The sequence below is a fragment of the Pseudomonas sp. B111 genome (genome assembly GCF_026428275.1).
Lineage (GTDB): Bacteria > Pseudomonadota > Gammaproteobacteria > Pseudomonadales > Pseudomonadaceae > Pseudomonas > Pseudomonas aeruginosa.
The window spans coordinates 3,206,810-3,219,116 of record NZ_CP097857.1 but is presented as its reverse complement, the minus strand read 5'-3'; the positions used below and the strand labels follow the sequence as shown (position 1 = coordinate 3,219,116).

Here is a 12,307-nt window from a genome sequence, read left to right as displayed (position 1 = left end):
GGTCGGCCGGCTGGCCGACCGTATAATGGCGTGATTGCCGCGTGGCGGCCAGAAATGGATGAATCATGACAGAGCAGCAACCGATTGCCGTGCTCGGCGGCGGCAGTTTCGGCACCGCCATCGCCAACCTGCTGGCCGAGAACGGCCAGGCGGTCCGCCAGTGGATGCGCGACCCGGAACAGGCCGAGGCGATCCGCACACGACGCGAGAACCCGCGCTACCTGAAAGGGGTCAAGGTGCATCCCGGGGTCGACCCGGTCACCGACCTGGAGCGCACCCTGGCCGATTGCCAACTGATCTTCGTCGCCTTGCCCTCCAGCGCCCTGCGCAAGGTGCTGCAACCACACCAGGCGGCATTGACGGACAAGCTGCTGGTGAGCCTGACCAAGGGCATCGAGGCGCACACCTTCAAGCTGATGAGTGAGATCCTCGAGGAAATCGCCCCGCAAGCCCGCATCGGGGTGATTTCCGGCCCGAACCTGGCGCGCGAGATCGCAGAGCACGAGCTGACCGCCACGGTGGTCGCCAGCGAGGACGACGAGCTGTGCGCCCGCGTCCAGGCGGCCCTGCACGGCCGCACCTTCCGCGTCTACGCCAGCCGCGACCGCTTCGGCGTGGAACTCGGCGGTGCGCTGAAGAACGTCTACGCGATCATGGCCGGCCTGGCCGCGGCGATGGACATGGGCGAGAACACCCGCAGCATGCTGATCACCCGCGCGCTGGCGGAAATGACCCGGTTCGCCGTCAAGCTCGGTGCCAACCCGATGACCTTTCTCGGCCTCGCCGGCGTCGGCGACCTGATCGTCACCTGTTCCTCGCCGAAGAGCCGCAACTACCAGGTCGGCCACGCCCTCGGCGAGGGGCTCAGCCTGGAGGAGGCGGTATCGCGCATGGGCGAGACCGCGGAGGGTGTGAACACTCTCAAGGTACTCAAGGAAAAGTCCGACGAGATGCAGGTGTACATGCCGCTGGTCGCCGGTCTCCATGCGATCCTCTTCGAAGGCCGCACCCTGGCGCAGGTCATCCAGCTGCTGATGCGCGGCGAGCCGAAGACCGACGTCGATTTCATTCCCACCACCGGCTTCTGACGAGGAGACCGCCATGTCCGCAGACCCGCAAGCACGCGAATCGATCGCCATCCGCATCCTCTGGATGCTGCTGTTCGTCCTGGTCTGGCAGGTCGCCGAACTGCTCCTCGGGGCGGTGGTGGTGATCCAGTTGGTCTACCGACTGATCTACGGCGCGCCGAACGGCAGCCTGATGGCTTTCGGCGATAGCCTCAGCCAGTACCTGGCGCAGATCGGCCGTTTTGGTACCTTCCACAGCGACGAGAAACCCTGGCCGTTCGCCGACTGGCCGAGCGCCCGCGCCGCCGAGGGCGAGGCCGCCCACAGCGTGCCGCCCGCCGCGCACCCGGCGCGCGACGAAGAGCCGAAGTTGTGAAGCTCTGGCTGTTGCGCCACGGCGAGGCCGAACCGCACGCCAGCCGGGACTCCGAGCGGCGCCTGACCGCCCATGGACGCAAGGAAGTGCTGCAGAGCGCCGCGCGGCTGGCCGGGTTGCCGCTGGACGGGATTCTCGCCAGCCCCTACGTGCGCGCCCAGCAGACCGCCGAGCTGGTGCGCGAGGCACTGGGCCTGGTCGAGCCGGTCGGCACCGCCCCCTGGTTGACCCCCGACGACGATCCGCGCGAGGTGCTCGGTTTCCTCGACGAGCGCAGCGAGCGCAATCTCCTGCTGGTCAGCCACCAGCCCCTGGTCGGAGCGCTGGGCGGTCTGCTGGTGCATGGCAACCGGCGTGATCCGTTGCCGATGAGCACTGCCTCGCTGGCCGAGCTGGAAGGCGACTTCGCCGCCGCCGGGCTGATGACCCTGGTCTCGCTGCATCACCCGCGGCACGGCTAGGAAGCGCCTGGCGCAACGACTACAAACCGAAACATTTCCCGGCTTGCCTGCGGTTGGCTGTGATGGAATATTCGACCAAGCAAGTGCTTGGTCGATCTCCCAGAACAACAACAACGGAGGCGGTACGTGGTCACTGCAAATCGTCTGCCGCTCGAAGTCTTCTTCGAGCGCGAAAAGCGTCATCCGCAACGGCGTTACCTGGTGCAGCCCATCGGTGGCGGCCGGGTCGAGGAGCTGAGCTGGGGCGAGGTGGGCGACCAGGCGCGGCGTGCAGCCGCCTGGTTGCGCAGCCTGGATCTCCCCGCCGGCAGCCGTATCGCGATCATCTCGAAGAACTGTGCGCACTGGATCGTCACTGACCTGGCGATCTGGATGGCCGGGCACGTTTCCGTCCCCCTCTATCCCAATCTCACCGCCGAGTCGGCGCGCCAGGTGCTGGAGCATTCCGAGTCGGCGGTGGTCTTCGTCGGCAAGCTCGACGATTGGCCGGCGATGGCGCCCGGAGTCCCCGAGGGCATACCGACCGTGGCCATGCCGTTGCACCCGGAAGGGCGTTTCGACCGCCAGTGGAGCGACCTGCAGGCCTGCGCGCCGCTCGAAGGCGACACGCCGACCGCCGCCGAGCAACTCGCCACCCTGATCTACACCTCTGGAACCACCGGCGTGCCCAAGGGGGTGATGCACAACTTCAGCAGTTTCGCCTTCGCCGCCAGCCGCGGCGTGGAACTGTTCGGCACTCGCGAAGACGACCGGATGCTCTCCTACCTGCCGCTGTGCCACGTGGCGGAGCGGATGTTCGTCGAGATGGGGTCGCTCTACGGGGGAACCACGGTGTTCTTCGCCGAAAGCCTGGACACCTTCGTCGAGGACATGAAGCGTGCGCGGCCGACCCTGCTGTTCGGCGTGCCGCGCATCTGGACCAAGTTCCAGATGGGGGTGTATTCGAAGATGCCGGCGCAGAAGCTCGACCGCCTGCTGAAGCTGCCGATCCTCGGCCGCATCGTCGGTCGCAAGGTGCTCGCCGGGCTAGGCCTGGACGCGGTGCGCTACGCGCTCTGCGGCGCGGCGCCGGTACCCGAGGCGCTGCTGCTCTGGTATCGCCGCCTGGGCCTGGACGTGCTCGAGGTCTACGGGATGACCGAAAACAGCGGCTACTCCCACGTCTGCCGGCCCGGAAGGCAGAAGACCGGCTGGATCGGCCAGAACAGCCCCGGCGTCGAGGTACGCATCAGCGACGAGGGCGAGGTGCAGGTGCGTAGCGGCGCGACCATGGTCGGCTACTACAAGGAGCCGGAGAAGACTGCCGAGGTGCTCACCGCCGACGGTTTCCTGCGCACCGGCGACAAGGGCGAGCAAGACGCCGACGGCAACCTGCGCCTGACCGGGCGGATGAAGGAAATCTTCAAGACCAGCAAGGGCAAGTACGTGGCGCCGGCGCCGATCGAGAACCGCCTGGCGGTGCACGATCGCATCGAGCAGGTCTGCGTGGTCGGCGAGGGCCTCAGCGCGCCGCTGGGGCTCTGCGTGCTCTCCGAGGTCGGTCGCCGGGAGGCCCTCAATGGTACCCGCGGGGCGCTGGAAAGCAGCCTGCGGGCGCACCTGGAACAGGTCAACGGTGCGCTCGACAAGCACGAGCGCCTGGTCGGCCTGGTCCTGGTGCAGGAAACCTGGGCGGTGGACAACGGTTTCCTCACGCCGACCTTGAAGATCAAGCGCAATATGGTGGAAGGTGCCTATGGCTCGCGCTTCCACGAATGGGTGGAACGCCGCGAGGCCGTGCTCTGGCACGAATGACTCCCACCGACGGGAAGCCCTTCCGGGCTTCCCCCTTGCGCAAGGAATTCCCATGAGCCTCTGGCGACAAACGCCCGACCTGGAGCAACTGAACGCCTCGCAGAAGAACAGCATCGGCGACCTGCTTGGCATCCGCTTCGAAGCCTTCGACGACGAGTCGCTGACCGCCAGCATGCCGGTCGACTCGCGTACCCACCAACCGTTCGGCCTGCTGCATGGCGGCGCCTCGGTGGTCCTCGCGGAAAGCCTGGGCTCGATGGCCAGCTACCTGTGCGTCGACACCAGCCAGTACTACTGCGTCGGCCTGGAAGTGAACGCCAACCACCTGCGCGGCCTGCGCAGCGGCCGGGTCACTGCGGTGGCTAGGGCGATCCACCTGGGGCGTACCACCCATGTCTGGGACATCCGCCTCAGTGGCGACGACGGCAAGCCGAGCTGCATCGCCCGCCTGACCATGGCGGTGGTGCCGCTGGCGGGCAGGGCGGGCTGAGCGCGGTCCGCAATTTTGTCCAAGATCGTTCCGTCCCGCTGGCGGTAGAGTAGCGGGATGGAGCAGATCACCCATCTCAGCAGCGGGATTCCCGGCGTACGCCTGATCGACGCCGAGCACAACCGCTTTTCCTTTCCCCGGCACTTCCACCTGGAGTACCACATCGGCTTGCTGCTGCAGGGCCGGCATCGCTATGCCGCCGGCGGCGAACGGCGCCTGGCCGGGGCCGGCGACGCGTTGCTGATGGCGCCGGAAAGCATCCACGACGGCAGCAGCGCCGGCGAGGAGGGCTACCGTATCCGCGTCCTGGCGCTCGATGCCGACTGGCTGGAGCGCGCCAGCCGCGACTTCAGCGACGGCCGCCGGGGGGCGCCGCGCCTGACCAGCAGCCTGGTCCGCGACGAGCGTCTGCAGCAGCGCCTGCGTCAGTTGCACCTGGGCATGCTCGGCGGCGCGGCGGCGCTGGAGAACCGTCTGGCCCTGGAAGAGCATCTCTGGCAGGCGCTGGCCTGCCTGCTCAGCCTGGGCAGCAGCCTGCGCCTGGAGGAGGGTGACCGGCAAGGCTTCGGCCGGCGCGACTGGACGCGGCTGCGCGACTGGCTGGAGTCGCGCCTGGAATACCCGCCGAGCCTGGAGGAACTGGCCGCCTTCTGCGGCCTGAGCCCCTGGCAGGCGCTGCGGCGCTTCCGCCGTCACTGTGGCCTGCCGCCCCACCAGTGGCTGACCCAACTGCGTCTGGAGCGCGCCTTGCCGCTGGTACTGCGCGGCGAGCAGCCGTTGAGCCAGGTGGCCCAGCAGTTCGGTTTCTACGACCAGGCGCACTTCAGCCGTCTGTTCCGTCGCACCTACGGGTTACCGCCGGCGCGCCTGCGCCAGCGCTGAATTGCGTTTTCCTTTCCGATCCCTTTTTCGTGGAGTAGCCATGCAGGAATTGTCTGTCTTGCTGACCCTGGCGGCGGTGTTCGCCGTCGCCCTGGTCAGCCCCGGTCCCGATGTCGCCCTGGTGGTGCGCACGTCCCTGCACCAGGGGCGGCGGGCCGGCCTGGCCAGCGCGCTGGGGCTGGCCTGCGGGATTCTCCTGCATACCACCCTGGTGCTGACCGGCGTGTCGCTGCTGCTCAGCCGTACGCCTGTGCTGTTCGCCATCCTGCAGGCGCTCGGCGCGCTGTACCTGGCCTGGCTCGGCGTCGGCGCGCTGCGCGCCTGGCTGCGGCGCGGCGACGGCCAGCCGGGCCGGCTCGACGGGGCGCTGCCGCCGTCGCCCCTGGGGCCCTGGCTGCGTGGGGTGGCGACCAATCTGTTCAATCCCAAGGCGCTGGTGTTCTTCATCGCCTTGCTCGGCAGCCTGATTCCTGCGCAGATGTCGCTCGGCGGCAAGCTGGCGGTGGCGGCGCTGCTGTTCGGCATGGGCGCCTGCTGGTTCGGCCTGCTCAGCCTGACCCTTACCCGCCCGGCCCTGCAGGCCCGCCTGTTGCGCGCGGTGCCCTGGCTGGACGCGGCCTGCGGGGTGGTGTTCCTGCTGGTGGCGGCGGCGATCCTCGAGCATCTCGTCCGCTCTGCCTGAGGTTTTGGCCGCTTCGCCGTGCAAGGCAGCCGGCAAAGCCATTGCCGCCTCGGCGAGGCTGCCGGAGAATCCCTGGCATCAGCCCTGTCGAGACGTCGCGCATGTCGCAATCGGTTTTCTTCGCCCACGCCAACGGCTTCCCGTCGGCTACCTACGCCAAGCTGTTCGAGGCGTTGGCGCCGGAGTACCGGGTGGATCACCTGGAAATGCACGGGCACGACCCGCGTTTCCCGGTGAACGACAACTGGGACAACCTGGTGGACGAACTGCTGCACCATCTCGCCAGCCTGGAACAGCCGGTCTGGGGCGTCGGCCATTCCCTCGGCGGCGTGCTGCACTACCACGCGGCGCTGCGCCGGCCGGAACTCTACCGCGGCGTGGTGATGCTCGATTCGCCGGTGCTGACCCTCGCCGACCGCCTGGTGATCCGTGCCGCCAAGCGCTTCGGCTTCATCGACCGGATCACTCCGGCCGGGCGCACCCTGGGGCGTCGCGAGGCGTTCCCCGACCTGGAAGAGGCGCGGGCCTACTTCTCCGGCAAGGCGCTGTTCCGCCGTTTCGACCCCGACTGCCTGGAGGCCTACGTACGCCACGGGCTGGCCGACAGCGGCGGCGGTTCCGGCCTGCGCCTGCGCTTCGATCCGGCCACCGAGATCAGCATCTACCGCAGCGTGCCGCACAGCAGTCCGGGGCGTGCGCGGCAGTTGCAGGTGCCGCTGGCGATGGTGCGCGGGCGGCACAGCAAGGTGGTGTTGCCGCACCACACCCGGCTGATCCGGGCGATGCCGCGTGGCGAGTTCATGTCGCTGCCCGGCGGCCACATGTTCCCGCTGGAGCGCCCGCGGGAAACCGCCGAACTGCTGAAAGGCGTGTTCGAACGCTGGTCGCGGACGACCGAGGAGCGTTCGGCATGAGCCTGCAGGTCGAGGAAGTACGCATCAGCCTGCCGCACATCGAGCTGGCCGCGCATCTGTTCGGTCCGCCGGACGGCAAGCCGGTGATCGCCCTGCACGGCTGGCTGGACAACGCCATGAGCTTCTCGCGCCTGGCACCGAAGCTCGCCGGGCTGCGTATCGTCGCCCTCGACTTCGCCGGCCACGGGCATTCTGCGCATCGTGCCGAGGGTGCCAGCTACCTGCTCTGGGACTACGCGCTGGACGTGCTGATGGTGGCCGAGCAACTGGGCTGGGAGCGGTTTTCCCTGTTGGGACACTCGATGGGCGCCATCGTCTCGGTGCTGCTCGCCGGGGCCTTGCCCGAGCGCATCGAGCGGCTGGCGTTGATCGATGGCCTGATTCCCTACACTGGCGAAGCCGACAAGGCGCCGCAGAAGCTCGGCGAAGCGCTGAAGGCGCAACTGGCGCTACGCCACAAGCGCAAGCCGGTCTATGCCGAGCTGGAAAAAGCCGTGGAAGCGCGGATGCGCGGGGTCGGCGAGATCTCCCGGGAGGCCGCCGAACTGCTCGCCCAGCGCGGCCTGGAACCGGTGCCCGGCGGCTATACCTGGCGCACCGACGCGCGCCTGACCCTACCGTCGCCGCTGCGCCTGACCCAGGCCCACGCGCTGAACTTCGTGCGCAGCGTGGAATGCCCGGTCAGCCTGGTACTGGCCGAACAGGGCATGCTGGCGGTGGAGCCGCGCATGCGGGCGCTGCTGGAGACCCTGCCGTTCGAGCGGCACCACCTGCCGGGCGGGCATCACCTGCATCTGGACGATGAGGCCGGGGCGCAGGCGGTGGCCAGGGTCTTCGCGGCCTTCTTCGCGCGCTGAAACACCGGCTTGCCGTTGTTTCCTTGACTATTCCGGGTCCAGCCGTAAGGCTGGACGGATCGTTACGGAGAGTCACCGCATGATCGATCTCTACACCGCCGCCACGCCGAACGGCCACAAGGTTTCCATCGCCCTCGAGGAAATGGGCCTGCCCTACAGGGTGCACGCGCTGTCGTTCGACAAGAAGGAGCAGAAGGCTCCGGAATTCCTCAGGATCAATCCCAACGGCCGCATCCCGGCCATCGTCGACCGCGACAACGACGACTTCGCCGTCTTCGAGTCGGGCGCGATCCTCATCTACCTCGCCGAGAAGACCGGGCAACTGATGCCCGCCGACGTCAAGGGTCGCTCGCGGGTGATCCAGTGGCTGATGTTCCAGATGGGTGGGGTCGGCCCGATGCAGGGGCAGGCCAACGTGTTCTTCCGTTATTTCCCGGAGAAGTTGCAGGGCGCCATCGACCGCTACCAGCATGAGACCCGGCGCCTCTACGAAGTTCTCGACGGTCGCCTGGGCGAGGCCGAGTACCTCGCCGGCGACTACAGCATTGCCGATATCGCCACCTATCCCTGGGTGCGCATCCACGACTGGTCCGGTGTCGCCGTCGACGGGCTGGACAACCTGCAACGCTGGATCGCCGCCATCGAGGCGCGTCCCGCGGTGCAGCGCGGACTGCTGGTGCCGCGGCGGGAGAAGGAGGGCGACGACGCCATCCGTACCGCCCAGTCGATGCTGACCCGTTGAGGGCCGGTATGCGAGGGTTCCTGTTGCTATCCCTGGGCGTTTTCAGCTTTTCGGCGCTGGCCGCCGACCTTCCCGGCAGCCATGACCTGGACGTCCTGCCGCGCTTCCCGCGCGCCGAGATCGTCGACTTCCGCCAGGCGCCGAGCGAGGAGCGGATCTACCCGCTAGGGGCGATCAGCCGCATCAGCGGTCGCCTGCGCATGGAGGGCGAGGTGCGCGCCGAAGGCGAGCTGACCGCGCTGACCTACCGCTTGCCGCCCGAGCACAGCAGCCAGGAGGCGTTCGCCGCGGCGCGCACCGCGCTGCTCAAGGCCGACGCCACGCCGTTGTTCTGGTGCGAGCGGCGCGACTGCGGCTCCAGCAGCCTGCTGGCCAACGCCGTGTTCGGCAATGCCAAGCTGTACGGCCCGGACGAGCAGCAGGCCTACCTGCTGGTGCGCCTGGCGGCGCCACAGGAGAACAGCCTGGTGGCGGTCTACTCGATCACCCGCGGCAATCGCCGCGCCTACCTGCAGGCCGAGGAACTCAAGGCCGATGCGCCGCTGGGGGAACTGCTGCCGAGCCCGGCGACCCTGCTGCGCCTGCTCAAGGCCAACGGCGAACTGACCCTCAGCCATGTGCCGGCGGAGCCGGCCGGCTCCTGGCTGGAGTTGCTGGTGCGGACCCTGCGCCTGGATACCGGGGTGCGGGTCGAGCTGTCCGGCAAGCACGCCCAGGAGTGGCGCGACGCCCTGCGCGGGCAGGGCGTGCTGAACAGCCGCATGGAGCTGGGCCAGTCGGAGGTCGAGGGCCTGCACCTCAACTGGCTGCGTTGAACGCGTTCGCCCGGGCCTGCGGGCCCGGGCGATGGCGAAAATGCCTTCGGCAAGGCCGCCCGCCAGAGTAGACTGCCTTTCCCCCGCGCCCCACGCTCCGGCTGGAAACGGCGCACGCCGAGCGCTGTCTATCGGTGTATCCCCCTTTGAGGAAGGCCTGCCTTGATGTTCGATAACGATCGGCTGTTGCTTCGCGTGCTGTTGTTCGGCCTGCTCGGTGCCAGTCTCTGGGTGCTGGCGCCATTCTGGTCGGCGCTGTTCTGGGCCGCGGTGCTGGCTTTCGCCAGTTGGCCGCTGATGCGTATGCTCACGCGCCTGCTCGGTGGCCGCGAGTCGCTGGCGGCGGGCCTGCTGACCCTGGGCTGGATCGTCCTGGTGGCGTTGCCGCTGATCTGGCTCGGCTTCGGCCTGGCGGACAACGTTCGTTCGCTGATGGAGCTATTGAAGAATCTCCAGGTCGAGGGCCTGCCGCCGCCGCCTTCGTGGATGGCCGGCGTCCCGCTGATCGGCGACCGCCTGATCGGCTGGTGGAACTCCATCGACCAACAGGGCGTGGCGTTCTTCTACGTGCTCAAGCCCTATGTCGGCGAGGTCGGCAACTGGCTGCTGGCGCGCAGCGCGAAGATCGGTGGAGGGATCCTGGAACTGGTCCTCAGTCTGATCCTGATCTTCTTCTTCTACCGCGACGGGCCGCGCCTGGAGTCCATCGTCCACCGTGCCCTGGAACGCCTGATCGGCAACCGCGCGGAGCACTATCGCGACCTTGTCGCCGGCACCGTACAGCGGGTGGTCAACGGGGTGATCGGCACCGCCGCGGCGCAAGCCCTGCTGGCCTGGATCGGCTTCACGATCGCCGGCGTACCGGGAGCCATGCTGCTCGGCCTGCTGACCTTCGCCTGCAGCCTGCTGATGGTCCCGCCGCTGGTCTGGGGCCCGGCCACCGCCTGGCTGTTCTTCAAGGGCGACTATGGCCACGGGGTGTTCCTCGGCCTGTGGGGCTTCTTCATCATCAGCGGGGTGGACAACATCCTCAAACCCTACCTGATCAGCCGTGGCGGCAACCTGCCGCTGGTGGTGGTGCTGCTCGGGGTGTTCGGCGGCCTGCTGGCGTTCGGCTTCATGGGCCTGTTCCTCGGCCCGATCCTGCTGGCAGTGGCCTACAACCTGCTCAGCGACTGGATCGCCAGCACGCCGCGGACGCCGCCCGGCGAAGGGCGCGGCCCGGATGCCTGAGTGACGAAGGAGAAAAAGCCCCGCGATGCGGGGCTTTTTGCGTCTGCGGGGCTACAGGTGTTCGCTGCGGGCCCCCACGTACTGGCTGCGCCCGGCGCCGAGGCCGAACAGGGTGGCGGCGATGGCGACGCCGATGAAGATATAGCCGACCGCGTTCCAGCCGCCGGTCAGGTCGTGGACCACGCCGACCATGAACGGTCCCATGGCCGCCAGGGTGTAGCCGACGCCCTGGGCCATGCCCGACAGATGCGAGGCGACGTGGGCGTCGCGCGAGCGCAGGACGATCAGCGCCAGGGCGATGCTGAAGGTGCCGCCCTGACCGAGGCCGAGCAGGACCGCCCAGCCCCAGATGGTCGGCAGCGGCGCATAGAGGAAGCCGAGCAGGCCGGCGAGGGTGGTAGCCATCACCAGCACCACCGCCAGGCGCTGGTCCCTGGCGCGAGCGGCGAGCCAGGGCGCGAGCAGGGCGGTGATCAGTTGCAGCATCACCGAGCCGGACAGCACCAGGCCGGCTTCCACCGCAGTCATGCCGCGGTCGATCAGGATCGACGGCAGCCAACCGAAGACGATGTAGGCCAGGGACGATTGCAGGCCCATGTACAGCGTGACCTGCCAGGCCAGCGGGTCGCGCCACAGGCCGACGACACGGAAGGCCTGGCGATGGGCGTGCTGGCCCTGGCGGGTCTGCGGCAGCCAGAAGGCGGCGGCGAGGATCGCCGGCAGCGACCAGAACGCCAGCGCCAGTTCCCAGTTGCCGAAGAGCTTCTCCAGCGGCGCGGTGGCGCCGGCGGCGAGCGCGGCCCCCAGGCACAGGGCCATGGTGTAGACCCCGGTCATCACCCCGGCCTGGCGCGGGAAGTCGCGTTTGACGATGCCCGGCAGGAGCACGCCGATGATGCCGATGCTGGCGCCGGCCAGGACGCTGCCGGCGAACAGGCCGAACACCGGGAACAGGCTGCGCAGGACGATGCCGCCGGCCAGGCAGAAGAGGATCAGCAGCACGCTGCGTTCGGCGCCGATACGCCGGGCCAGGCGCGGCGCGAGCGGCGCGAACAACCCCAGGCAGAGTACCGGCGCGGTGGTCAGCAGGCCGGCGGCGGCGGCCGAGAGGCCGGTATCGTCGCGTACCTGGTTGAGCAGGGGGGCGAGGCTGGACAGCGCCGGGCGCAGGTTCAGCGCCACCAGCACCAGGCCCAGCAGGAGCAGCCAGGGGCGTAGCGGCGGCGCCGGCGGGGCTGGTTCGTCGTCGACTTCGGCATCGATCAGCAGTTCTTCCGGAGGATGGCCGGGGTGCGCTCCCGGCCGGGCATTCAAGGCGTGAGTCATGGGTCTGTCCCGGGTTCAGATCAGCAGTGCGCGGTTGGCCGCGGCGGCAGCGTCCGGGTCTCCGCGTTCTATGGCGTCGAGCAGTTGCTGGTGCAGCTCGAAGCAGGGCTGGGCCCTTTGTGGGTCGGCCATGGTGCGTTCCAGCGAGGTCCGGATGACCTGCGAGAAGTAGCGGTAGAGTTCGCTGAGCACCGGATTGTGGGCGGCATCGACCATCCGTTGGTGGAAGCGGACGTCGTGCTCGATGTAGTCCTGCAGGTCGTCGCTGCCGTAGCGCTGGCGCGATGCGTCGAGATACTCGCGCAATGCGCTCAGGTCGCTGTCGTCGCGGCGAACGGCAGCCAGGCGCGCCGCCTCGATCTCGATCATCCCGCGTGCCTCCAGGGAGTGCTGCACCGCGCTGCGCGCCAGCACCAGCATGGTTTCCAGCGGATCGGCGCAGGCGCGCACGTAGGTGCCGTCGCCCTGGCGGACTTCCAGCACGCCGGAGAAGGTCAGCACGCGCACCGCTTCGCGCACGGTGTTGCGGCTCATGCCGAGCAGCTCGGCGAGTTCCGGCTCCGGCGGCAGGCGCTGGCCGAGCGGCCAATGGCCGGCGTCGATGCGCTGGCGGATCTGCTCCAGGGCGATGTCCACCAGGGAGCGCTTGAGGGGAATGGTCACGGAAG

Annotated in this window: 14 protein-coding genes; 12 read left to right on the top strand and 2 right to left on the bottom strand. The window is 68.7% G+C overall.

All coding sequences use genetic code 11. The features are described 5' to 3' along the window. Positions 1–65 precede the first annotated feature (65 nt). From M6E97_RS14890 to M6E97_RS14835, 12 genes are all read left to right on the top strand, one after another. Positions 66–1,088 (top strand): NAD(P)H-dependent glycerol-3-phosphate dehydrogenase, encoded by a 1,023-nt coding sequence (locus M6E97_RS14890; protein WP_003109958.1) that lies wholly within the window; start codon positions 66–68, stop codon positions 1,086–1,088. A gap of 13 nt (positions 1,089–1,101) precedes the next feature. Continuing rightward, positions 1,102–1,443 carry a DUF4389 domain-containing protein gene (locus M6E97_RS14885; RefSeq protein ID WP_003097882.1) on the top strand — a complete coding sequence of 114 codons (342 nt, stop codon included), beginning with the start codon at positions 1,102–1,104 and terminating at the stop codon, positions 1,441–1,443. After that, positions 1,440–1,904, top strand: a complete 465-nt coding sequence (sixA, locus tag M6E97_RS14880) for a phosphohistidine phosphatase SixA (RefSeq protein ID WP_003117751.1) — start codon at positions 1,440–1,442, stop codon at positions 1,902–1,904. The genes M6E97_RS14885 and sixA overlap by 4 nt, the downstream gene beginning before the upstream one ends. A 126-nt stretch (positions 1,905–2,030) precedes the next feature. After that, complete coding sequence (locus M6E97_RS14875) at positions 2,031–3,698, top strand: AMP-binding protein (RefSeq protein ID WP_003087486.1); 1,668 nt, start codon at positions 2,031–2,033, stop codon at positions 3,696–3,698. Positions 3,699–3,750: 52 nt separating this feature from the next. After that, positions 3,751–4,188, top strand: coding sequence for a hotdog fold thioesterase (locus tag M6E97_RS14870; protein WP_003087490.1), 438 nt, complete (start codon positions 3,751–3,753; stop codon positions 4,186–4,188). A 57-nt stretch (positions 4,189–4,245) separates the two neighbouring features. Then, positions 4,246–5,070 (top strand): AraC family transcriptional regulator, encoded by an 825-nt coding sequence (locus M6E97_RS14865; protein ID WP_003109956.1) that lies wholly within the window; start codon positions 4,246–4,248, stop codon positions 5,068–5,070. Positions 5,071–5,110: 40 nt separating this feature from the next. After that, entirely contained in the window at positions 5,111–5,752 is a 642-nt protein-coding gene (locus M6E97_RS14860) for a LysE family translocator (protein WP_003120430.1), read from the top strand. Positions 5,753–5,853: 101 nt separating this feature from the next. Continuing rightward, a complete protein-coding gene (locus tag M6E97_RS14855; RefSeq protein ID WP_022580598.1) occupies positions 5,854–6,666 on the top strand; it encodes an alpha/beta fold hydrolase in 813 nt (270 codons plus the stop codon). Further along, positions 6,663–7,523: an alpha/beta fold hydrolase gene (locus M6E97_RS14850; protein ID WP_003097867.1), complete on the top strand. Its 861-nt coding sequence runs from the start codon at positions 6,663–6,665 to the stop codon at positions 7,521–7,523. Before M6E97_RS14855 ends, M6E97_RS14850 begins: the two co-directional genes overlap by 4 nt. Before the next feature lie 79 nt (positions 7,524–7,602). Beyond that, on the top strand, positions 7,603–8,265 hold the full coding sequence (locus tag M6E97_RS14845) for a glutathione S-transferase family protein (protein WP_003087500.1): 663 nt from the start codon (positions 7,603–7,605) through the stop codon (positions 8,263–8,265). Between the two features lie 8 nt (positions 8,266–8,273). After that, entirely contained in the window at positions 8,274–9,080 is an 807-nt protein-coding gene (locus tag M6E97_RS14840) for a DUF4892 domain-containing protein (protein WP_003087504.1), read from the top strand. Positions 9,081–9,245: 165 nt separating this feature from the next. Next, positions 9,246–10,313 carry an AI-2E family transporter gene (locus M6E97_RS14835; protein ID WP_003087507.1) on the top strand — a complete coding sequence of 356 codons (1,068 nt, stop codon included), beginning with the start codon at positions 9,246–9,248 and terminating at the stop codon, positions 10,311–10,313. Between the two features lie 51 nt (positions 10,314–10,364). On the opposite strand, the gene M6E97_RS14830 is transcribed toward M6E97_RS14835, so the two are convergent. Beyond that, complete coding sequence (locus tag M6E97_RS14830; protein WP_003140135.1) at positions 10,365–11,639, bottom strand: CynX/NimT family MFS transporter; 1,275 nt, start codon at positions 11,637–11,639, stop codon at positions 10,365–10,367. A gap of 15 nt (positions 11,640–11,654) precedes the next feature. Next, a complete protein-coding gene (locus tag M6E97_RS14825; RefSeq protein ID WP_003087512.1) occupies positions 11,655–12,302 on the bottom strand; it encodes a FadR/GntR family transcriptional regulator in 648 nt (215 codons plus the stop codon). Between the last annotated feature and the right edge of the window lie 5 nt (positions 12,303–12,307).